Here is a 23,419-nt window from a genome sequence, read left to right on the forward strand (position 1 = left end):
GGTCAGGGTGTGGGCCGACTGGGCCGCTCCGGCGTTGTGCCTGCCGTCGACGCCGACCAGTACGGTGCCGGGCACCGGGGACTCGTCCGCCGCCAGCGACGTCAGATCGGGGTACGCCTCGACGTCGATGCCCGTACCGTCCAGGCCTCCGGCCAGCCCGATGACATCGGGGCCGACCAGCGCGAGCCGGTCCGCCACGGGCCGGGCGGCCCCGGGAACCGGTACCCACTCCAGCGCGAACAGCGCGTCGCGCGCCGACTCGGCGGCGCCGCTGAGTTGTTCGCCCGACACGGCCCGTACGAGAAGCGCGTCGACCGAGGCGACCGGGGCACCGGCCGTGTCGGCGACGGTGATCGATACGGCGTCCTTGCCGTGGGCGGGGGCGATGCGTACGCGCAGGGCCGCGGCGCCGGTCGCGTGGAGCGAGACGCCTTCCCAGGAGAAGGGCAGACCGCCGCCTTGTGTGGTCTCTTCAGCGAGGAGGGAGGCGTGGAGGGCGGAGTCGAGCAGCGCGGGGTGCAGACCGAACGCCCCTGCCTCGGTGCCCTCGGGGAGGCTGACCTCGGCGAAGATCTCACCGTCGCGGCGCCAGGCGGCCCGTAGCCCCTGGAACACCGGACCGTACGCGAAGCCGATCTCCGCGAACCGCTCGTAGCAGCCCTCAACGGCCAGCGATTCGGCGCCTGTTGGCGGCCACTGGGTGGCGTCGAAGCCGGAGACGGGCTCCTGGGTGCCGGTGGTCAGCACACCTGTCGCGTGCTGGGTCCAGGGCCGCTCGTCGGCTCCGTCGGGTCGGGAATGGATGGCGATCGGGCGGCGGCCGGTGTCATCGGCGACTCCGACACGTACCTGCACCTGGACCGCGCCCTGCTCGGGCAGCACCAGCGGGGCGGCAAGGGTCAGTTCCTCGACCCGGTCACAGCCCACCTCGTCGCCCGCCCGGAACGCCAACTCCAGCAGCCCCGTCCCGGGCAGCAGCACCCGGCCCATGACGGTGTGATCGACGAGCCAGGGATGCGACTGCACCGACAGCCGACCGGTGAACAACACCCCTTCGCCCTCGGCCAGTTCAACGGCGGCGCCCAGCAGCGGATGCCCGGCGGAACCGAGTCCGGCCGCGCGCATGTCGCCCGTACCGCCGAGCTGACCGGACGGCCAGAACCAGCGGTGCTGGAAGGCGTACGTCGGAAGATCCACCCGCCGGGCGCCAACACCCTCGAAGAAGGCCGGCCATTCAATACCCGTGCCGCGCACATGGAGTTGGGCGAGGGCCGTGAGGGCCGCAGTCTCCTCCGGGCGGTCCTTGCGCAGTACGGGTACGGTCAGCGAGCCGTCCGGCACCGACTCCTGAGCCATCGCGGACAGCACACCGTCCGGCCCCAGCTCCAGGAACGTCCGTACGCCCCGCTCCCCCAACACCCCTACGCCATCCGCGAATCGGACGGCTTCACGGACATGCCGTACCCAGTAGTCCGCCGAGCACAGCTCCTCGGCCGATGCGAGAGCACCGCTCACATTCGAGATCACCGGAATACGAGGCGCCTCAAAGGCCAGCCCCTCGACCACCACTCGGAAGCCGTCCAGCATCGGATCCATCAACGGCGAGTGGAAGGCATGCGAAACCCGCAGACGGCTGGTCTTACGGCCCAACGCCTCCAGCTCAGCCACTACCGCCAGAACCGCATCCTCAGCACCGGAAAGCACCACCGAGGACGGGCCATTGACGGCCGCAATGGAGACCTGGTCGGACAGATACGGAACGACCTCGTCCTCCGTCGCCCGCACCGCAACCATCGCGCCGCCGACCGGCAGCGCCCGCATCAGCGAACCCCGCGCCGCCACCAGTCGGCAGGCGTCCTCCAGCGAGAACACCCCGGCCACATGAGCCGCCGCGACCTCACCGATCGAATGCCCGGCCACAAAATCGGGCCGCACACCCCACGACTCCACCAGCCGGAACAGCGCCACCTCAACCGCGAACAACGCGGGCTGAGTAAAGCCCGTATCGTTCAGCAGCTCAGCGTCCTCGCCCCACATCACCTCCCGCAGCGAGCACCCCAACTCCCCGTCCAGCAGAGCCAGTACGGAATCCAGCGCCTCCGCGAACACCGGGAACCGCCCGTACAGCTCACGGCCCATCCCCAGCCGCTGCGAGCCCTGGCCCGAGAACAGCACCGCCGACTTGCCGGCGACGACCGAACCCGACACCACCGATCCGTCCGGTTCTCCGGCCGCCAGCGCGCTCAGGGCGTCCACCGCACTCGTGGATCCGCCGCCCGTCAGGACCACCGCGCGGTGGTCGAATGCCGACCGGCCCGTCGCCAGCGAGAAGCCGACATCGACCGGCCGCAGCCCGGACGGCCGCGACTCGATCAGTGACAGCAGCCGCGCCGCCTGGTCCCGCAGCGCCTCGGGCGACTTCCCCGACAGCACCCACGGCACCACCGCTTCCGCCGCGCCGGCCGGTACCTCCGAGGAGATCCCCGGCTCCGCGGCCTCGGCCGACGGCTGTTCCAGGATGATGTGCGCGTTCGTCCCGCTGATACCGAAGGACGACACACCCGCTCGCCGCGCACGGTCGACCTCCGGCCACGCCGTCTGCTCCGTCAGCAGCTCCACCGCGCCCGCCGACCAGTCGACATGCGACGACGGCTCCGTCACATGCAGTGTCCGCGGCAGAGTCCCGTGCCGCATCGCCAGCACCATCTTGATCACACCGGCCACACCGGCCGCCGCCTGCGTGTGCCCGATGTTGGACTTCACCGACCCCAGAAGCAGTGGACGCGCCGGATCCCGCTCACGGCCATAGGTGGCGAGCAGCGCCTGTGCCTCGATCGGGTCACCCAAGGTCGTACCCGTACCATGCGCCTCCACCACATCGACATCGCCCGCCGACAACCCACCACTGGCCAGCGCCTGCCGGATCACCCGCTGCTGCGAAGGACCATTCGGAGCCGTCAGACCGTTCGACGCACCGTCCTGGTTCACCGCCGAGCCGCGCAGCACGGCCAGCACCTGGTGCCCGTTGCGCCGGGCGTCCGAGAGGCGCTCCAGCACCACCACGCCCACGCCCTCCGACCAGCCGACACCGTCGGCCGACTCGGAGAATGCCTTGGACCGGCCGTCGGGCGCGAGACCGCGCTGCCGCGAGAACTCCACAAAGGTGCTCGGGGTGGACATGACCGTCACACCGCCGGCCAGCGCCAGCGAGCATTCGCCACCGCGCAGCGCCTGCGCGGCGAGGTGCATACCGACCAGGGAGGAGGAGCAGGCGGTGTCCACGGTCACGGCCGGGCCTTCGAGGCCCAGGGTGTACGAGACGCGGCCCGAGGCGATGCTCGGTGCGCTGCCGTTGCCACGGAAGGCTTCGTACTCCTCGCCGGTGAGCATGGGACCGTAGTCGTTGTACATCACACCGGCGAACACACCGGTGCGGCTGTCGCGCAGCGAGAGCGGGTCGATCCCCGCTCGCTCGATCGCCTCCCACGAGGTCTCCAGCAGCAGCCTCTGCTGTGAGTCCGTCGCCATGGCCTCACGCGGTGACATCCCGAAGAAGCCGGGGTCGAACTCGCCCGCCGTGTGCAGGAATCCGCCGTCGCGGACATAGGTCCTGCCGGGCCGGTCGGGGTCCGCGTCGTACAGTCCGTCGATGTCCCAGCCCCGGTTGACCGGGAACGGGGAGATGGCGTCCGTGCCCTCGGTGACCAGGCGCCACAGATCCTCGGGGGAGGTCACCCCGCCCGGGTAGCGGCAGGCCATGCCGACGATCACGACGGGGTCGTCGCCCGCCGGGGGCAGGGCGGCGACCGGAGTCGGGGCCTCGCCGGTCCCCAAGTCGGCTTCGTGGCCGAGGAGTTCGTCGCGCATATGGTCGGCGAGCGCGCTCGGGGTCGGGTGGTCGAAGACCATGGTGGCGGGGAGGCGCAGCCCGGTGACGGTGTTGAGTCCGTTGCGCAGTTCGACGGCCGTGAGGGAGTCGAAGCCGAGGTCCTGGAACTGGCGGGAGGGCTCGACCGCCGCCGGGTCGGTGTGCCCCAGGACATGGGCGACCTGGCCGCGTACGAGATCGAGCAGCAGCTCGCGGCGTTCGGCGGCGTTGAGTCCCGCGAGGCGCTGGGCCAGGCCCCCGGCCGTCTCGGAGACGGCGGCCCGGGCGGCGGCGCGGCGGGCAGGTGCTCGTATCAGGCCGCGGAGCAGCGCCGGGATGTCGCCCTTGGTACGCAGGACCGGAAGGTCGAGCCGTACGGGGGCGAGGGCGGCCTCTCCGGTGGCGAGCGCGGCGTCGAAGAGGGCCATGCCCTGGGTGAGGGAGAGCGGTGGCATGCCGGAGCGTGCGATGCGCTCGACGTCGATGTCGGTGAGTGTGCTGGTCATGCCGACGCTCTGGGTCCACGGTCCCCAGGCGAGGGCGAGTCCGGGCAGTCCGGCGGCCCGCCGGTGCCGGGCCAGGGCGTCGAGGAAGGCGTTGCCGGCCGCGTAGTTGGCCTGTCCGGGGCTGCCGAGGGTGGCGGCGACGGAGGAGAACAGGACGAAGGCTGCGAGGTCCAGTTCGCGGGTCAGCTCGTGCAGATGCCAGGCGGCGTCGGTCTTGGGCCGGAGCACACCGGACAGCCGCTCCGGTGTCAGCGAGCCGATCACACCGTCGTCGACCACGCCCGCGGTGTGGATGACGGCGGTCAGCGGGTGGGTGGCCGGGACGGTCGTCAGGAGTTCGGCGAGTGCGGTGCGGTCGGTGACGTCGCAGGGAGCGACGGTCACCTCGGCGCCCAGCCCGATCAGTTCGGCGGCCAGTGCGCCCGCTCCCTCGGCGGCGAGGCCGCTGCGGCTGACGAGCAGGAGGTGCCGTACGCCGCGCTCGGCGACGAGGTGCCGGGCGAGGGCGCCGCCCAGACCGCCGGTGCCGCCGGTGATCAGCACCGTACCGTCGGCGTTCCATTCAGTGCCCTCGGGGGGGCCGACGGGCGCGGGGACGCGGGTCAGCCGGGCGGCGAGCGGGGCGCCGTCGCGGAGCGCGAGGTCCGGCTCGTCGGGGACGGCCGCCACAGCTGACGCCACTGCCGACGCGACGGCGGCCGGCACGGCCTCCGGGGGGAGTGAGGCCGTGCCGGGGTCCAGGTCCAGGAGGCCGAAGCGCCCCGGGTTCTCGGTGCGGGCCGTCCGTACGAGTCCGTGCACGGAGGCGGCGGCCAGGTCCTCGCCGCCAACGGCGCCGCGGGTCACGAAGACCAGGCGCGAGTCGGCGAACCGGTCCTCGTCCAGCCAGTGCTGGACACGGCCGAGGACGAGTGCGCCGAGGCTGTGGGTCGTCTCGACGACCGAAGCCGCGGCGGTACGGTCGTCCTCCGGCCGGCCGGAGACGGCCATCAGGACCACCTCGGGCACCGGGCCGTCCGCGGCGGCGAGCGACGCCAGGTCGGGGTGGGCCGTCACGGTCGTACCACCGGCGCGCAGCGCGCCGGCGACGCCGAAGGTGTCCGCGCCGACCACGGCCACCGGCCCGCCGGGGCCGGCGGGGGCCGCGCCTCTGAGCCCGGTCCACTCCACGCGGAACAGTGAGTCCGGGTGCACGGCGCCGCTGTCGGGCAGCGGTTCGGCGGGGACCGGGCGGGAGACCAGGGAGTCCACGGAGAGGACCGGACCGCCGGCCATGTCGTACACCGCGATGGTGACGGTGTCGTCGCCGGCCGGGGCGATCCGGGCGCGGACCGAGGAGGCGCCGGAGGCGGTCAGTGACACGCCTTCCCAGGCGAAGGGCAGTCCGCCCGTGCTGATGGCGCCGAGGTCGGTGTAGGCCGCGGCGTGCTGGGCGGCGTCGAGCAGCGCGGGGTGCAGGCCGAAGGCGCTCGCGTCGGGGCCCGCGCCGTCGGGCAGGGCGACCTCGGCGTACACCTCGTCGCCGCGCCGCCAGGCGGCCCGCAGGCCCTGGAACACCGGGCCGTAGTCGAAGCCGAGCCCGGCGAGCCGCTCGTAGCAGCCGTCGAGGTCGACGGGTTCCGCACCGGCCGGGGGCCATACGGTCGCGTCGAAGTCGGGGACGGGGGCGGCACCGGGGGCGAGGAAGCCGCCGGCGTGCTGCGACCAGGGCAGGTCGAAGCCGTCCTCGGCGCGCGAGTGGATGCTCAGCGGGCGGCGGCCGGTGGAGTCGGCGGCGCCGACACGGACCTGGAGCTGTACGGCGCCGTGCTCGGGCAGGGCCAGGGGCGCGGCGAGGGTGAGTTCGTCGATACGGTCGCAGTCGACCTGGTCCCCGGCGCGGACGGCGAGTTCGACGAAGGCGGTGCCCGGCAGCAGTGCGCGGCCCCGGACTCCGTGGTCGGCGAGCCAGGGGTGGGTCTGGACGGACAGCCGGCTGGTGAACAGGGCGCCTTCGCCGTCGGCGAGTTCGACGGCCGCGCCGAGCAGCGGGTGCTCCGCGGAGCCGAGCCCGGCGGCCCGCATGTCGCCGGCCTTGTTGAGGGAGGTGGCGGGCCAGTAGCGCTGTTTCTGGAACGGGTAGGTGGGCAGGTCCACGCGCCGGGCGCCGCAGCCCTCGTACAGGGCGGCCCAGCGTACGGTGGCGCCCCGGACGTGCGCCTGCGCGAGGGCGGTGACGGCGGCGGCTTCCTCGGGGCGGTCCTTGCGGAGCAGCGGTACGGTCAGCGCGCCGTCCGGGAGGGAGTCCTGCGCCATGGCGGAGAGCACTCCGTCGGGGCCCAGTTCCAGCAGGGTGGTGACGCCCCGTCCGGTGAGGGTGCGGACGCCGTCGGCGAACCGTACGGGCTCGGCGACATGCCGTACCCAGTAGTCGGCGGAGCACAGCTCCTCGACGGCGGCGATCCGGCCGGTGAGATGGGAGACGACCGGGATACGGGGCTCGTGGTACGTGAGGCTCTCGGCCACGGCGCGGAAGTCCGCCAGCATGGGCCGCATCAGCGGGGAGTGGAAGGCGTGCGAGACGCGGAGGCGGCTGGTCCTGCGGCCGAGTTCCGTGAAGTGCGCGGCGATCTCCAGTGCGGCGCTCTCGTCGCCCGCGATCACCGTGGACCGGGGGCCGTTGACCGCGGCGACCGACACCTGTCCGGTGAGGAGCGGGGTGATCTCGTCCTCGGTGGCCTGGACGGCGATCATGGCGCCGCCGGGCGGCAGGTCCTGCATCAGTGAGGCGCGCGCGGTCACCAGCCGGCAGGCGTCCTCCAGCGAGAACACGCCCGCCACATGGGCCGCGGCGATCTCGCCGATGGAGTGGCCGCCGACGAAGTCGGGGGTGATGCCGAGGGAGGCGACGAGGCGGAAGAGGGCCACCTCGATGGCGAAGAGCGCGGGCTGGGTCCAGCGGGTCCGGTCGAGTTCGGCGGCGTCGGTTCCCCAGATGATGTCGCGCAGCGGGCGCTCCGGCTCCGGCTGGCCGTCCAGCAGCGCCAGTACGGAGTCCAGGGCTTCGGCGAACACCGGGAAGCGGGCGTGGAGTTCACGGCCCATGCCGAGGCGCTGGGAGCCCTGGCCGGAGAACAGGACGGCGAGCAGACCTTCGTCGGCGACACCACTGGCGGCCTCGGTGACATCGGCGGTGTGATCCGTACCGCTCGGGTCGGCGAACAGCACGGCCCGGTGCTCGAACGCCGAGCGTCCCGTGGCGAGCGAGTGGCCCACATCGACGGGCCGTACACCGGGGTTGCGTTCGATGTACGACAGCAGCCGCGCCCGCTGCGCGTCCAGTGCGGCGGCGGTCCGGCCCGAGAGCGCCCAGGGAACGACCCCGGGCACCACGGAGTCCGTGTCGTCGGCGGCGGCGCTCTCCGCCGTGTCTTCGTCCTCGGCCGGAGCCTGCTCAAGGATCACATGCGCGTTGGTACCGCTGACACCGAAGGAGGAGACGGCGGCCCGCCGGGCCCGGCCGGTCTCCGGCCAGGTGAGGGGCTCGCGCAGCAGCTCCACGGAGCCGGCCGTCCAGTCCACGTCGCCGGACGGCTCGGCCGCGTGCAGGGTGCGCGGCATCAGCCCGTGCCGCATCGCCATGATCATCTTGATCACACCGGCGGCACCGGAGGCGGCCTGCGTGTGCCCGATGTTCGACTTCAGCGATCCCAGCCGCAGCGGGCGTTCGCGGTCCTGGCCGTAGGTGGCGAGCAGTGCCTGCGCCTCGATGGGGTCGCCGAGGGTCGTGCCCGTACCGTGCGCCTCGACGACGTCCACGTCGGCGGGCGTCAGCCGGGCGTTCTCCAGGGCGGCCCGGATGACCCGGCGCTGGGACGGGCCGTGGGGCGCGGACAGGCCGTTGGAGGCACCGTCCTGGTTGATCGCGCTGCCGCGCATGACGGCCAGCACCGGATGCCCGGCGCGCCGGGCGTCGGAGAGCCGCTCCAGTACGAGGACGGCGGCGCCCTCGCCCCAGCCGGTGCCGTCGGCGGTGTCGGCGAACGACTTGCAGCGCCCGTCGGCGGCCATACCGCCCTGCGCGGTGAAGGAGACGAAGGGGCCCGGGGTGGCCATCACGGACGCGCCGCCGGCCAGGGCCATGGTGCACTCGCCGTTGCGCAGGGCCTGGGCCGCCCAGTGCAGGGCGACCAGCGAGGAGGAGCAGGCCGTGTCGACGGTGACGGCGGGCCCTTCGGCGCCGAGGGTGTAGGAGAGCCGGCCCGAGATCACACTGGCGGCGTGCCCGGTCATCGCGTACAGCTCGGTGTCCTCGTCGGACGCCCTGACGACCGTGCCGTAGTCCTGCCCGGCGGTGCCGACGAAGACGCCCGCCCGGCTGCCGCGCAGGGTGCCCGGGTCGATCCCGGCCCGCTCCAGCGCCTCCCAGGCGACCTCCAGCAGCAGCCGCTGCTGGGGGTCCATGGCGACGGCCTCGCGCGGTGAGATCCCGAAGAAGCCGGGGTCGAACTCCGCCATGTCGTAGAGGAATCCGCCCTGCTGGGCGAGGCTGTGGCCGGGTCCCTCACCGGCGAGGCGGTCCAGGTCCCAGCCCCGGTCGGCGGGGAAGTCCGCCATGACGTCGCGGCCCTCGGTGACCAGCTCCCACAGGTCTTCGGGGGAGGTCACCCCGCCGGGGTAGCGGCAGCCGATGCCGACGACGGCGATGGGCTCCTCGGCGGCCGCCACCAGCCGCTGGTTCTGCTGACGGAGCCGCTCGATCTCCTTCAGTGACGACCGCAGCGCCTCGACGTACTTGTTGCTGGACGTGCTCATCGTTCTCTCCAGATCTCTTTCAGTTCGCGTCGCCGGACAGTCCGCGCCAAGCGGTCACTGGATGTCGGTGGCGAGCCGCAGCAGGCTTTCGGCGTCCATGTCGTCGATGTCGTCGAGCGAGCCGTTCCCGTCGGCCGCGGCCGGGGCGGTGGCCCCGTTCGCGGTGTCGGTGTAGGGGGCGGCGAGTTCGAGCACCGTGTCCAGGAGTCCCGCCGTACGGAGCCGGCTGATGGGAACGGAGGCGAGGGCGTCGCGGATCCGCGCGTCCGGGTCGTCCGCGCGGGCCGCGCCGTCGGAGCGGTCCGTGCCGGCCGCGCCGGGGGCGGTTCCGAAGAGCAGCGAGCCGAGGTGGTCCGCGAGGGCCGCCGGGGTGGGGTGGTCGAAGACCAGGGCGGTCGGCAGGGGCAGTCCGAGGGCGGACCGCAGCCGGTTGCGCAGCTCGACGGCGGTCACCGAGTCGAATCCGACGTCACGGAAGGCGCGGCTCGCCGGGATCGCCCCGGCCGACTCGTGGCCGAGTGTCGAGGCGGCGTCGGCCCGTACGGCGTCGAGCAGGGCGCGGCTCCGTTCGGCGGCCGGCAGGGTGTCGAGCCGCTGCCTGAGCGGCGGGGCGGCCGTCGCGCCGTCGCCCTCCGGTACGGCGTCCCCGGCGGCCAGTGCCCGGCCGGCCTCCGGGATCCCGGAGAGCAGCGGGCTGGGGCGGGTCGCGGTGAAGCTGGGGGTGAACCTGTCCCAGTCCATCAGGGTGACGGTGAGCTGTGTGTCGCCGTCCTCCAGCATCCTTTGGAGCGCGGCGATGGCCAGCGGCGGTTCCATCGGCATGACGCCCTGGCGGCGGAGCCGCTCGTGGACCTCGTCGACGGTGGCCATCCCGACCTCGGCCCAGGTGCCCCAGGCGACGGAGGAGGCGGGGAGGCCCTCGGCCCTGCGGTGCTCGGCCAGGGCGTCGAGGAACGCGTTGGCCGCCGCGTAACCGGGCTGGCCGCCGCTGCCCCAGACCGCCGCGCCCGAGGAGAAGAGCACAAACGCGTCCAGGCCGGTGTCGCGGGTCAGTTCGTGCAGATGCAGGGCGGCGGTCAGCTTCGAACGCATCAGCGCGTCGAGCTGTGCCAGTGTCAGCGCCTCTACGGAGTCGTCGCCGTCGGCGACCCCCGCGGCATGGAACACGGAGGTCAGCGGGGTGTCGGCGGGGATCGCGGCGAGTACGGCGGTGAGCGCGTCGCGGTCGGCGGCGTCGCAGGCCGCGATGGTGACCCGGGCGCCCAGCTCCTCCAGTTCGGCGCGGAGTCCGGCCGCGCCGGGCGCTTCTTCGCCGCGCCGGCTGGTGAGCACCACATGCGCGGCGCCGCTCTCGACGAGCCAGCGGGCGACCCGGCCGCCGATACCGCCCGTACCGCCGGTGATCAGCGCCGTGCCGTGGGCTCGCCAGGGGCGGTCGGGGGTGGCGGCCGCGGGCGCGGCGTGCACCAGGCGCCTGGCGTACACACCGGAGGTACGGACGGCGAGCTGGTCCTCGCCGTCCAGACCGGCCAGTACGGCGGTGAGCCGGGCGCAGGCCCTCGCGTCGAGGGTCTCGGGGAGGTCGACGAGACCGCCCCAGCGGTCCGGGTGTTCCAGGGCGACGACCCGGCCGAGGCCCCACAGTGCTCCTTGCACCGGGTGGGCGAGCCGGTCGTCGTGGCCCACGGACACGGCACCGCGGGTGGCGCACCACAGGGGAGCGCGCAGCCCGGCGTCACCGAGCGCCTGGACGAGGGTGAGAGTGAGGGCCAGCCCGGCGGGCACCGAGCCGAAGCCGGTGTGCCGCTCCTCGGCCGGGGCCAGCAGGGACAGTACGCCGGTGAACTCCCCGCCGTCAGCGCCCAGTTCGGCGAGCCGCTTGGCCCAGGCCGCCCGGTCGGCGCCGGGTTCTGCCTCGAACCGTACGGTGTCGGGGCCCAGCGCGGCGAGCGCGGCGGCGGCCCAGGGGTCGTCGTCGGCGCGGCCTGCCGGAACCACCGCGAGCCAGCGGCCGGCGTGGCGCGCGGTGGCGCCGGGGTCGCTCAGCCGGGTCCAGTCGACGCGGTAGCGCCATGCGTTGACGGTGGTGCGCTCGCGCGCCTTGGCGCGCCAGGCGGAGAGGGTGGGCAGGACCGCGCCCAGCGAGGACAGCTCGCCATGCGCGTCGACGCCCAGTTCGTCCGCGAGGGACTCCAGGTCCTGGCTCTCGACGAGCCGCCAGAACGCCGCGTCCGCCTCACTCCCGGATCCGGTGCCGGAGCCGGTGCTGTCGGTTACGGCAGCGGGCTCGGGCCAGTACCGCCGCCGCTGGAACGCGTACGTCGGCAGCTCGACCGGTTCGTAACCGCCCTCGGGGAAGGCGGTGCGCCAGTCGACCGGTGTGCCGTGGACATGGGCCTCGGCGAGGGAGGTCAGGAAGCGCCTGAGGCCGCCCTCGTCCCTGCGCAGCGATCCGAGGACCACCGCTCCGGCCGCGTTCTCCTGGCTCTCCTGGGTCTCCTGGATGGGCGCGGCCAGTACGGGATGCGGGCTCAGCTCGATGAAGACGCGGTGCCCGTCGGCCAGCAGCGCCCGGGTCGCCTCCTCCATCCGTACGGTCTGCCGGAGGTTCGTGTACCAGTAGGCGCCGTCGAAGACCGCGTCCTCCACCCGGCCGCCGGTGACCGTCGAGTAGAACGGCACCTTCGGAGCGGAGGACGTGACCGGAGCGAGGACCCGCGCCAGTTCGTCGCGTACGGCTTCGACATGCGCGCCGTGCGAGGCGTAGTCGACGGAGACCTGGCGGGCCCGTACCCCCTGCTCCTCGCAGACTGCGAGGAGTTCGTCGAGCGCCGCCGTGTCACCGGAGACGATCACCGACGAGGGGCCGTTGACGGCCGCGACGGAGAGCTGCTCGGCCCAGGGGTCGAGCAGTGCGGCGACCTTGTCGACCGGGGCGGCGACCGACATCATGCCGCCGAGACCGGACAGCCGGGGCAGCGCCTGGCTGCGCAGCGCGACCACGGCGGCGGCGTCCTCCAGGGTCAGGGCGCCCGCCACATGGGCGGCGGCGATCTCGCCCTGGGAGTGGCCGACGACCGCCGCGGGCTCGACACCGTACGAACGCCAGAGCGCGGACAGCGCGACCATCATCGAGAAGAGCGCGGGCTGGACCACATCGACCCGTTCGAGCAGTGCGGGGTCCCCCTCACCGGCCAGCACCTCGTGCAGGGACCAGTCGGTGTACGGGGCGAGCGCGGCGGCGCAGGCGTCGACGGACTCCCTGAACACCTCGGAGGTGGCGAGGAGTTCGCGGCCCATGCCCCACCACTGGGAGCCCTGGCCGGGGAAGACGAACACGGGCCGCGCGGAGCCCTCGCCGACGGCGCCGCTCACCACACCGGGCGCGCTGCCCGCGGTGACGACGGCGTCGAGGGAGCGCAGCAGGTCGTCCCGGCTCTCGCCGAGGACCACGGCGCGGTGGTCGAAGGCGCACCGGGTGGTCGCCAGCGACCACCCGATACGCGCGGGCGGCAGCGCGGGGTCGGCGTCGGCGCGGGCGAGCAGCCGGGCCGCCTGCTCGCGCAGGGCCGCCTCGGACTTGGCGGAGATCAGCCAGGGCACGGTGCCCGCTTCCTCCGTGGTGTCCGGGGCATCCAGGGCATCCGGGGCATCTTCCGCAGTCTCCTGAGCGTTCTCCGCCTCGTCGGACTCAAGGGCCTCGGGGGCCTGTTCCAGGATCAGATGCGCGTTGGTGCCGCTGATCCCGAAGGACGACACACCGGCGCGCCTCGGGCGGCCGGCGTCCGGCCACTCGGTCTGCTCGCGCAGCAGTTCCACCGCGCCCGCCGACCAGTCCACATGCGACGACGGAGTCCCGGTGTGCAGTGTCCTGGGCAGGACGCCCTCGCGCATGGCCATGACCATTTTGATCACACCGGCCACACCGGCGGCGGCCTGCGTGTGCCCGATGTTGGACTTCAGCGAACCGAGCCACAGCGGGCGCTCCGGGTCGCGGTCCTGGCCGTACGTGGCGAGCAACGCCTGCGCCTCGATCGGGTCACCGAGCTTCGTCCCCGTACCGTGCGCCTCCACCGCGTCCACCTCGGCGGACGTCAGACCGGCGTTGGCGAGGGCCTGGCGGATGACCCGCTGCTGCGAGGGGCCGTTGGGGGCGGTGAGTCCGTTGGACGCGCCGTCCTGGTTCATCGCCGAGCCCCGTACGACCGCGAGCACCCGGTGCCCGTTGCGCCGCGCGTCCGAGAGCCGCTCCAGCAGCACCACACCGACACCCTCGGCCAGGGTCATCCCGTCGGCGGCCTCGGAGAACGGCTTGCAGCGGCCGTCCAGCGCGAGGGCCCGCTGCCTGCTGAAGCCCACGAAGGCGTGCGGGGTGGCCATCACGGCCGCGCCGCCCGCCAGCGCCAGGGAGCTCTCACCGCTGCGCAGCGACTGGCAGGCGAGATGCATCGCGACGAGCGAGGACGAGCACGCGGTGTCGACGGTGACCGCCGGGCCCTCGAACCCGAAGAGGTACGACACCCGCCCGGACAGCACACTGGCCGCCGTGCCGGTGACCATGTGCACCTCGGACCCCTCGGTGCCGTTCTGCACACTCGACGAGTAGTCCTGGTAGCTGGCGCCGAAGAAGGTGCCGGCCGCGCTGCCGCGCAGGGAGTCCAGTTCGATCCCGGCCCGCTCGAAGGCCTCCCAGGACGTCTCCAGCAGCAGCCGCTGCTGCGGGTCCATGGCGACCGCCTCGCGCGGCGAGATCCCGAAGAAGCCGGGGTCGAACTCCGCGGCCTCGTGCAGGAATCCGCCCTGGAGCGAGTACGTCCTGCCCTGCCGGTCCGGGTCCGGGTCGTAGATTCCGGCTCCGTCCCAGCCGCGGTCGGCGGGGAACTCGGAGATCACGTCGGCGCCGTCCAGGGCGAGCCGCATCAGCTCCTCGGGCGTGCCCGCACCGCCGGGGTAGCGGCAGCTCATGCCGATGATGGCGATCGGATCGTCGTCGGTGCCTGCCGGACCGGTCGGCGCGGGCCGGGCGGACGGGTCGGCGGTACGGTCGCCGCCCAGGGCCGCCGACTTCAGGAAGCCGGCGAGCGCGACGGCGTTGGGGTAGTCGAAGACCATCGTCGACGGCAGCGGCAGACCGGTGGCGGCCACGATGCGGTTGCGCAGGTCCACGGCGGTGACCGAGTCGAAGCCGATGTCGCGGAAGGCGCGCCGCTCGGGGAAAGCCTCGGCCGAGGCATGGCCGAGGACGGCCGCCGCCTCCGTACGGACCAGGGTCAGCAGAAGGCGCTCCTGCTCGGGGGCGGCCAGGTCGCGCAGCCGTGCGGCGAGGTCGCTGGTCTCCGGCCGGGCGGTGGCGCGTTCCTCGTTCTCGGCGAGCCGGCGCGCCACCTCGGGCACCTCGTCGAAGAGACGGGTGGGGCGGCCCGCGGTGAAGACGGCGTGGTACGTGTCCCAGTCGATGTCGGTGAGGCCGATGACGGTCTCGTCGTCGTCCAGAACCTTCTTCAGGCCGTTCAGCGCGAGCTTCGGGTCCAGATAGCGCAGCCCGCTGCGGCGGATGTGGTGCGGGTCGGCCAGTTCGCGCTCGATGTCGTCGGGCCACTTGCCCCAGTGCACCGAGGTGGCGCGCAGCCCGCGGGCGCGCCGGTCGACGGCGAGCGCGGCGAGATAGGCGTTGCCCGCCACATAGGCCGCGTGGTGGCCGCTGCCCCACATGCCGGCCGTGGACGAGTAGAGGATGAAGTCGTCCAGCTCGTCGTTGTCGAGGAGTTCGTCGAGATGGCGGGCCCCGGCGACCTTGGCGTGCACGACGTCGGAGAAGGACTCCATCGTGGTCTCGGCCAGGGTGTACAGCTCGATGACGGCGGCGGTGTGGATGACGGTCCGTACCGTACGGCCTTCGGCCTTGAGTCCTGCCAGCAGCGCGGCGACCGCGTCCCGGTCGGTCACATCGCAGGCGACCGCGACGGCTTCGGTGCCCGACTCGGCGAGTTCCGCGACGAGTTCGGCCGCGCCCGGGGCGTCCATGCCCCGGCGGCTGGCCAGCACCACATGCCCGGCGCCCTGGGCGGCGAGCCAGCGCGCGAGATCGGGGGCGAGTGTCCCGGAACCGCCGGTGACGAGGGTGGTGCCGCGCGGTGTCCAGGTACGGGAGGGGCCCGGGCCGCCGGATCCGGCGCGGACGATACGGCGGGTGAGCACCCCGGAGGACCTGATGGCGAGCTGGTCCTCCGCGCCGGCGGCCCCGGCGAGGACCGAGACGAGCCGGCCGGCGGCGCGGTCGTCCAGGGTCCCGGGCAGGTCGACGACGCCGCCCCAGCGCTGCGGGTGTTCCAGTGCGGTCGTCCAGCCCACTCCGGCCACCTGGGCCTGAACGGGCGAGGTGATCTCGTCGGAGCGGCCGGTGGAGAACGCTCCCCGGGTCAGGAACCACAGCGGGACGTCCACTCCGGCATCGCCCAGCGCCTGTACGACCGAAACGGTCAGGGCCAGTCCGAGCGCGAGGCCCGGGTAGCGCTCGCCCGGCTCCTCGGCCGCGGCGAGCACCGACACGATTCCGGTGATCCCGTTGATCTCTTCAAGCCCGGCCAGCCGCCCGGCGAGCACCTCCCGCTCCACCCATGCCTCGTCGAGGACGAGCCGCCGTACCTCGGCGCCCCGGCCGCTCAGGGCGTTCACGGTCTCGCTGTCGTCGGTGCCCTCGGCGGACACCACCAGCCAGGTGCCGGTCAGCGGTGTCAACGGGACATGGCCCAGCGGGGACCAGGTGACGCGGTAGCGCCAGGAGTCGACGGTCGTACGGTCCTTGCGCGACCTGCGCCACGACGACAGCGCGGGCAGCACCGCCGCCACCGAACCCTCGTCCGTACCGAGCGCCGAGGTCAGCGCGGAGAGGTCCTCCTGCTCGACCGCCGCCCAGAACTGCTCGTCCAGCGGATCGGCGGGGACGGGCTCGTCGGCAACGGACGGGATGTTCCAGAAGCGCTCGCGCTGGAAGGCGTACGTGGGCAGATCCACCCGCCGGGCGTCCGTGCCCGCGAACACCGGAGCCCAGTCGACCTCGACGCCGCGTACGAAGACCTCGGCCGCGGAGAGCAGGAAGCGCGCGAGCCCGCCCCGGTCCCGCCTCAAGGTGCCCGCGACGACGGCCGGTTCGCCGTACTCCTCGATCATGTCCTGTACGGGCATGGCCAGTACGGGGTGCGAGCTGACCTCGATGAAGGCGCGGTGCTCGGCGCCGAGCAGTTCCGTGACGGCGCCGGCGAAGAGGACGCGCTGCCGCAGATTGCGGAACCAGTAGCCCGCGTCCATCTCCTCGGTGTCCTGCCACCCGCCGGTCATCGTCGAGAAGAACGGCACCTCGGACGCGCGAGGACGTACCGGCCCCAGTACATCGAGGAGTTCGTCCCGCAGATCCTCGACCTGCGCCGAGTGCGAGGCGTAGTCGACGGCGATACGACGGACCCGTACCTCCTGGGCGGTCAGCTCGGCGAACAGCTCGTCCAAGGCCCCCGGTTCACCCGAGACGACCACGGAACGCGGGCCGTTGACAGCGGCGACGGAGATTCGGCCGGACCAGGTCTCCAGCCTGCTCTCGACCTCGGCCACCGGCAGCGGAACCGACATCATCCCGCCACGCCCCGCCAGCCGGCGCCCGATCGCCTGGCTCCGCAGCGCCACCACCCGCGCACCGTCCTCCAGGGACAGCGCGCCCGACACCACGGCCGCCGCGATCTCGCCCTGCGAGTGGCCCACCACGGCATCGGGCTCGACACCGTACGAGCGCCACAGCGCCGCGAGGGACACCATCACCGCGAACGAGGCCGGCTGCACCACGTCCACCCGCTCCAGCGAGGGGGCACCCTCGGCCCCGCGCAGCACATCCACCAGCGACCAGTCGACAAACTCACCGAGCGCCGCCGCACATTCGGCGATCCGTGCCGCGAATACCGTTGATTCGTCCAGCAGTTGGGCACCCATGCCCGCCCACTGCGATCCCTGCCCCGGGAAGACGAACACCGTCTTGCCTTCGACATCGGCGACTCCTTCGGCCAGTTCCGCCGAGGAGCGCCCGGCGGCCAACGCCTTGGCCGCGGCGAGGAGTTCGTCGTGGTCCGTACCGACCGCGACGGCGCGGTGCTCGAAGAGCGCGCGGGTCGAGACGAGTGAGAGCCCGGTGTCGGCCGGCCGGGGCCGCGGGGCGGTCTCCAGCCAGGAGACGAGTGCCTCCGCCTGGTCCCGGAGCGCGGACGCACCGCGCCCGGACACCACCCAGGGCACCGGGCCGGTGGCCGGGGCACCCGGCTCGGGTGCCTCCTCGGGCCCGGACTCCGGCTCCTGATCGGCGGGGGCCTGTTCCAGTACCGCGTGGGCGTTGGTGCCGCTGATGCCGAAGGACGACACCGCGCACCGGCGCGGACGGCCCGTATCAGGCCACTCCACCGCCTCCGACAGCAGCCGCACCGCACCCGACGACCAGTCCACATGCGACGACGGATTCTCCGCGTGCAGCGTGCGCGGCAGGACACCGTTCCGCAGCGCCATCACCATCTTGATCACACCGGCCACACCGGCGGCGGCCTGCGTGTGCCCGATGTTGGACTTCAGCGAGCCCAGCCACAGCGGACGCTCCGGATCGCGGTCCCGGCCGTAGGTCGCGAGCAGTGCCTGCGCCTCGATCGGGTCGCCGAGTCTTGTCCCCGTACCGTGCGCCTCCACCGCGTCCACATCGGCGGGCGACAGCCCTGCCGTTGTGAGGACCTGGCGGACCACCCGCTCCTGGGAGGGGCCGTTGGGCGCGGTGAGGCCGTTGGACGCGCCGTCCTGGTTGACCGCGCTGCCGCGCAGCACGGCCAGGATCCGATGCCCGTTGCGCCGGGCGTCGGAGAGGCGTTCCGCGACGAGTACGCCGACGCCCTCGCCCCAGCCCGTACCGTCGGCGTCGTCCGAGAAGGCCTTGCAGCGGCCGTCGGGGGCGAGACCGCCCTGCTTGCTGAACTCGACGAAGACGGACGGTTCGCTCAGTACGGTGACACCGCCGATGACGGCGAGCGAGGACTCACCGTTGCGCAGCGACTGGGCCGCCACATGCAGGGCGACCAGGGAGGAGGAACAGGCGGTGTCGACCGTGATGGCGGGGCCTTCGAGGCCGAGGGTGTAGGCGAGCCGCCCCGACAGCACGCTGGCGGCGGTGCCGGTCAGCGCGTGCCCCTGGAGTTCGCCGGCCGCGGCGGCCGACGGCTGGCCCCAGTGGTAGGCGCCGACGAAGACACCGGTCTGGCTGCCGCGCAGGGAGGTCGGGGCGATTCCGGCGCGCTCCAGCGCCTCCCAGGACACTTCCAGGAGCATGCGCTGCTGGGGGTCCATGGCCAGGGCCTCGCGCGGCGAGATCCCGAAGAATCCGGCGTCGAATTCCGCGGCCTCGTAGAGAAATCCGCCTTCGTGGGTGGCGCTGCTTCCTTCGCCGTCGCCGGTGAGCCGCTCCAGATTCCAGCCGCGGTCGCCGGGGAATCCGGATATGGCGTCGCCACCGGAGTCGACCAGATCCCACAGGGCCTCCGGGGAGCGGACTCCGCCGGGGAGGCGGCAGCTCATTCCCACGAGTGCGATGGGTTCGTTGTTCTTGAGTTCCAGTTCTCCTATGCGCTGGCGCGCGCGGCGGAGATCGGAAGTGACCCGCCTCAGGTAATCGACGACTTTTTCCTGCTGGTCTTCTGGCACCGGTCCGTCCTCGTCATCGGGTCGCGTCGGGTCACGAACGAAAGCAACGAATCTCTAAGTGGTTTCGAACTCTTCATCGATGATGTCGAGCAGCCGGTCGACCGACACCGTCTCGATGTCCTCGGCGGTTGTTTCCGTTTCCGGGGAGGTGAAGGGCGTGGACCGCCGTAGCGAGGAGATGATTTTCTCCAGGCGGTCGGCTATTACCTGGCGTTCGAAACCGTCCGCCGGCACCGACTGGATGACGGACTCGAACCGGGTGAGTTCATCGTCCGCGGAACCCGTCGCGGCGGTGACGGGTTCGGTGAGGACCGCGGCGAGATGGCCGGCGACCAGGACCGGGGTCGGGAAGTTGAAGACGAGCGTGCTGGGGAAGTCGCGGCCGGTGAGGGCGCCCAGCCGGTCGCGGAGTTCGACCCCGGCCAGCGAGTCGAAGCCCATTTCCTTGAAGGCGTGATGGGGACCGACCGCTTCCGGGGTGCCATGGCCCAGGACGGCCGCGGCTTCGGTCCGTACGAGGTCGAGCAGATGGCGGGCCCGCCTGGCCTCGGGCATCTCCGCGAGCAGCCCGATGAGCGTGGGCGTTTCGGTGCCGGCCGCGCCGGGCCGGGCGGCGGGCGGCCGTACGGTCCTGGTGTCCGCGGACGGTGTCCGGCCGCGGGACTCCTGGGCGGCCCGGACCTCCCGGGTCCCCTGAGGCGCGGGGGCCGTCTCCTCCGGGGTGAGCGGCCGTACGCGCAGCTCCTCGACGGTGAGTACCGGCGCCCCCGAGAAGTCGAAGGCCTTCAGCGCGAACGCGCCGTCGTGGCCCGGGGTGAGCCGGATGCGCAGCGCGGTGGCGCCGAAGGCGTGCAGGGACACGCCCCGCCAGCGGGCCGGGAGGGTACCGCCGTCGGTCATGGCGGCGTGCCGGGCGGCGTCCAGCAGGGCGGGGTGCAGCCCGTACGCCTCCGCGTCGGTCATGTCGGCGGGCAGCGCGACCTCGGCGTACAGCTCGTTCCCGTACCGCCAGAGGGCCCGCAGTCCCCGGAAGTTGGGCCCGTAGTCGAAGCCCTGGTCGGCGAGGCGCTCGTAGTGGTCTTCGATGTCGACCGGCTCGGCGCCCTCGGGCGGCCGGCTCTCCAGGTCCTGTCCGGGCTCGCCGTAACCCGGGGTCAGAACGCCGCTGGCGTGCCGGGTCCAGGTCCGGTGGGCGGCCCCTTCGGGCCTGGAGTGGACGGTGACGGTGCGCCAGCCGATTCCGTCCGGCGCGGAGAGGCGTACGTTCAGCCGCACCGCGCCGTGTTCGGGCAGTACGAGCGGTTCCGCGAGGACGAGGTCCTGGACGCGGTCGCAGCCGGCCTCGTCGCCCGCGCGGATCGCCAGTTCCACCAGGGCCGTTCCGGGCAGGGTGATCCGTCCGGCCACGGCGTGCTGGGCGAGCCAGGGGTGGGTGCGGACGGAGATGCTGCCGGTGAACACCAGGCCCTCGCCGGCGGCGAGTTCGAGCGCGAGGCCCAGCAGCGGGTGTCCGGTGGCGCCCGCACCGGTCGCCCCCGCGCCGCCGGGCGGCGGCGGGGCGGGCCAGTAGCGCTCGCGCTGGAAGGCATAGGTCGGCAGGTCCACCCGGCGGGCTCCGGTGCCCGCGAAGAAGGCGGACCAGTCGAGCGGGACGCCCGCGGTGTGGAGCCGGCCCAGGGTGGAGACGAAGGCGGCCTCCTCCGTACGGTCCTTGCGCAGGGCCGGTACGACGGTCATACGGCGGGCGGCCTCGCCGAGGGTGTCCTGGGCCATGGCGGACAGGACGCTGCCGGGCCCCAGTTCCAGCAGGACGTCGATGTTCTCGTCGCGCAGCGCCCGGATGCCGTCGGCGAAGCGTACGGCCTGCCGGACATGCCGTACCCAGTAGCCGGGGGTGCCGAGCTGTCCGGTGGCCGGCTCGCCGGTGAGGTTGGAGACGACCGGGACGGCGGGCTCGTGGAAGGTCAGTGACTCCGCGACGGCCCGGAACTCCGTGAGCATCGGGTCCATCAGCGGGGAGTGGAAGGCGTGCGACACGGGCAGCCTGCTGGTCCTGCGCCCCTGGCCCGCGAAGTGCGCGGCGATCTCCAGGACGGCGCTCTCCTCGCCCGCGACCACGACGGACTCGGGGCCGTTGACGGCGGCGACGGACACCTGGTCCTCGCGGCCGGCCAGCAGGGGTACGACCTCGTCCTCCGCGGCCTGTACGGCGGCCATCGCGCCGCCGGAGGGCAGCGCCTGCATGAGCTTGGCGCGGGCCGCGACCAGCCGGCAGGCGTCCTCCAGCGAGAACACGCCCGCCACATGGGCCGCGGTGATCTCGCCGATCGAGTGTCCGCCGACGACGGCGGGCCGTACGCCCAGCGACTCCACCAGGCGGAAGAGGGCCACTTCGACGGCGAAGAGGGCGGGCTGTGTCCAGCCGGTCCGGTTCAGCGGCTCGGGGTCGTCGCCCCACATGACCGCGCGCAGGGAGCCGTCGAGGTGCCTGTCCAGCTCGGACAGTACGGTGTCGAGCGCGCCCGCGAAGACCGGGAACCGCTCGTACAGCCCACGCCCCATCCCGAGCCGCTGGCTCCCCTGTCCGGAGAACAGCACGGCGGTCGTGCCGTCCCCGGCGGCCCCCCGGGCGACCGGGGTGACCCCGTCCCGGTCGGCGAGCAGAACGGCCCGGTGGCGCATGGCGGCCCTGCCGGTGGCGAGCGAGTAGCCGACGTCGACGGGCTCGGTGCCGGGCCGGGCGGCCACGAAGCCGGTGAGACGGGCGATCTGAGCGTCGAGGGCGGCCTCGGACTTGGCCGACACCAGCCAGGGCACGACCGCGGGTACGACGGAGGCCGGTACGGGCTGCTCGGCCGGGACCGTGACGGGCCCGGAATCCTGCGCGGCGGCAGGGCCGGAAGCGGTGGCCTCTGCCGTACCCGCACCGGAGGGCGGCGCGGGTACGGGACCCTCGCCCGGACCAGGGCTCCCGCCCCGGGTACGAGCGGAATCCGCACGCGGCGCCGGTACGGCCCTCGTGGCCGGAGCAGAGCCGGAGATCCGCGCCGCCGAGAAGCCGGAAGTCTCAATCGGTGGCTGTTCCAGGATCAGGTGCGCGTTCGTGCCGCTGATGCCGAAGGACGACACCCCCGCGCGCCGCGGCCGGCCCGTCTCGGGCCAGGGGGCCGCCTCGGTGAGCAGTTCCACCCCGTCCGACCAGTCCACGTGCGAGGTCCGGCGCCCGGCGTGGAGGGTCCTGGGCAGGACGCCCTCGCGCATCGCCATGACCATCTTGATGACCCCGGCGACACCGGCTGCCGCCTGCGCGTGGCCGATGTTCGACTTGAGGGAGCCGAGCCGCAGCGGCCGCCCGGGGTCGCGGCCGCTGCCATAGGTGGCGAGCAGCGCGTGCGCCTCGATGGGGTCGCCCAGCTTCGTACCCGTGCCGTGCGCCTCGACCGCGTCCACCTCGGCCGGGGAGAGCCCCGCGTCGGCCAGCGCCTGGCGGATCACCCGCTCCTGTGCCGGGCCGCTGGGCGAGGTCAGGCCGTTGGAGGCGCCGTCCTGGTTGATGGCGGAGCCGCGTACCACCGCGAGGACCCGCTGCCCGTCGCGCCGCGCGTCGGAGAGCCGCCGCAGGACGACGATGCCGGCGCCCTCGGCCCAGGCTGTGCCGTCCGCGTCGTCCGAGAACGCCTTGCAGCGCCCGTCGGGCGCGAGACCGCCCTGCCGGGAGTAGCCGATGAAGCCGACCGGAGTGGACATGACGGTCACTCCGCCGGCGAGAGCCGTCGAGCACTCCCCCGCGCGCAGCGAACGCGCCGCCCAGTGCAGGGCGACCAGCGACGAGGAGGACGCGGTGTCGACGGTGACCGCGGGACCTTCGAGACCGAGGGTGTAGGCGAGCCGCCCGGACGCGACACCGGGCGAGAGGCCGGTCATGGCGTGGCCCGCGAGGTCCTCCGCGGAGCGCTGGGTGACGGTGGCGTAGTCCTGCCCGTTGGTGCCGACGAAGACGCCGGTACGGGTGCCACGCAGGCTGTACGGGTCGGTCCCGGCCCGTTCGACCGCTTCCCAGGACGTTTCGAGGATGAGCCGCTGCTGTGGGTCGGTGGAGACCGCCTCGCGCGGTGACATGCCGAAGAATCCGGCGTCGAAGTCGGCGGCGTCGTGCAGGAATCCGCCTTCGCGGGTCACGCTCGCGCCCGGTCCCTCGCCGGCCAGCGCCTCCAGGTCCCAGCCGCGGTCGGCGGGGAATCCGGAGATCGCGTCGCGGCCGGCCAGGACCAGTTCCCACAGTTCCTCCGGGGAACGGACTCCGCCCGGATAACGGCATGCCATCCCGACGACCACTACCGGGTCTTCGTCGGATCCGATCGTCATGACGATGCACACCCCTCGGAAAGTCGGGCCTCGGACACCTCTCCGTGCCGGATCGTATGGGGGGCGGGGCTGTACTTTTCCCTAAGGAATTCAGGGCCCCCGGGCGGAGGACCGCCGAAGACTAGGGATTCTCCGGAGCCTGGTGTGAGACCAAGTAACTGTCCCGCCC

The 23,419-nt window shown here is 73.2% G+C and carries 3 protein-coding genes (1 of these 3 cut by a window edge); all 3 read right to left on the bottom strand.

What is annotated here, in order from left to right:
- Tightly spaced (at most 54 nt apart), the 3 genes in view from ACFU9P_RS27395 to ACFU9P_RS27405 form a layout consistent with a single transcriptional unit that may run on beyond the window.
- A protein-coding gene (locus ACFU9P_RS27395; RefSeq protein ID WP_384085673.1) for an SDR family NAD(P)-dependent oxidoreductase crosses the window boundary here: on the bottom strand, positions 1-9,168 show its start. 23,787 nt of this gene lie to the left of the window's left edge; 9,168 of the gene's 32,955 nt are visible here — the first part of the coding sequence; it begins with the start codon at positions 9,166-9,168; its stop codon lies beyond the left edge, outside the window.
- A gap of 54 nt (positions 9,169-9,222) precedes the next feature.
- On the bottom strand, positions 9,223-18,885 hold the full coding sequence (locus ACFU9P_RS27400; protein WP_384085677.1) for a type I polyketide synthase: 9,663 nt from the start codon (positions 18,883-18,885) through the stop codon (positions 9,223-9,225).
- Positions 18,886-18,939: 54 nt separating this feature from the next.
- Positions 18,940-23,262 (bottom strand): type I polyketide synthase, encoded by a 4,323-nt coding sequence (locus ACFU9P_RS27405; RefSeq protein WP_384085680.1) that lies wholly within the window; start codon positions 23,260-23,262, stop codon positions 18,940-18,942.
- Positions 23,263-23,419 lie beyond the last annotated feature (157 nt).

It is taken from the genome of Streptomyces sp. NPDC057617 (assembly GCF_042800555.1).
Classification (GTDB): domain Bacteria; phylum Actinomycetota; class Actinomycetes; order Streptomycetales; family Streptomycetaceae; genus Streptomyces.